The 941-nt window shown below is 69.9% G+C and carries 1 protein-coding gene; it reads left to right on the top strand.

Annotated features, from left to right (window positions below; translation table 11 throughout):
• The first annotated feature begins 265 nt into the window (after positions 1–265).
• Entirely contained in the window at positions 266–934 is a 669-nt protein-coding gene (locus tag V6U89_RS30095; RefSeq protein ID WP_334576698.1) for a C39 family peptidase, read from the top strand.
• Positions 935–941: the final 7 nt, after the last annotated feature.

The following is a 941-nucleotide window of genomic DNA, read 5'->3' as shown; positions in this document are numbered from 1 at the left end:
CCCCGGCCCGGACGGGTGGACCGGAGAGTCGGGCCCGGCGGAATGCCGGCCCACCCCGGTTGGTTACATCCCCCGGCACCATCCCGAGCAGGCCCCCGGGCTTGTGGAATGCGCAGCCCGCCGGGCTGGTTACATCCCCCTGGACCCCCGAGCAGAGGCCCCTTGTGCGGCCGCCGGGCAGATCCTCTTCTTTGACTTTCCTTTTCGCGTGCTGTGCCGTCCCCCGGCGGTGTGCGCGTGTCCCCCGATCGAAAGGTGCACCCTGATGCGTACCGATCTGATCCGTAAGACCGCCCTGACCTTCGCCGGTGTCGCCGCGACCGCCGGTGGGATCGCCGGCCCGGCCCTGGCCGCGCACGCCGCCCCCACCCACGAGGGCACGCGCGCCGCGTCGGTGAGCACCGACCGCAAGTCGCACGGCGAGCGGGAACTCAACGTGCGCTACGAGGCGCAGCCGAACTTCTACTACTGCGGCCCCGCCGCGACCCGCAACGCCCTGTCCGTGCAGGGCAAGAACATCGACGTCGACGCCATGGCCAAGCAGATGGGCACCACCGAGGCCGGCACCAACAGCATCAACGACATCACCCCCGTGCTGAACAAGGAAACCGGCAAGAAGGACGCCTACCGGTCGGTGGAGATCCGCGACAGCAAGGCCGACCGCAAGCAGACCGACACCCTGCGCACCGACATCGTCCGCACCATCGACGACGGCCGCGCCGTGGTCGCCAACATCGCCGGCACCGCCACCGACACCGACGGCACCACCCACTCCTTCGAAGGCGGGCACTACATCAGCGTCATCGGCTACCGCGACGGCGGCAACACCGTCACCATCGCCGACTCCGCCAACCCCGACCAGGCCTCCTACCGCATCAGCGTCGACAACCTCGCCGACTGGATCGCCACCCGCGGCTACTCCGCCACCGCCTGACCCACCA

This window comes from Micromonospora sp. CPCC 206171 (genome assembly GCF_036906755.1).
In the GTDB taxonomy this organism is placed as follows: Bacteria; Actinomycetota; Actinomycetes; order Mycobacteriales; family Micromonosporaceae; genus Micromonospora; species Micromonospora purpureochromogenes.
Note: the sequence above shows the minus strand (reverse complement) of the source record. Positions and strands in the feature narration are given on the sequence as shown.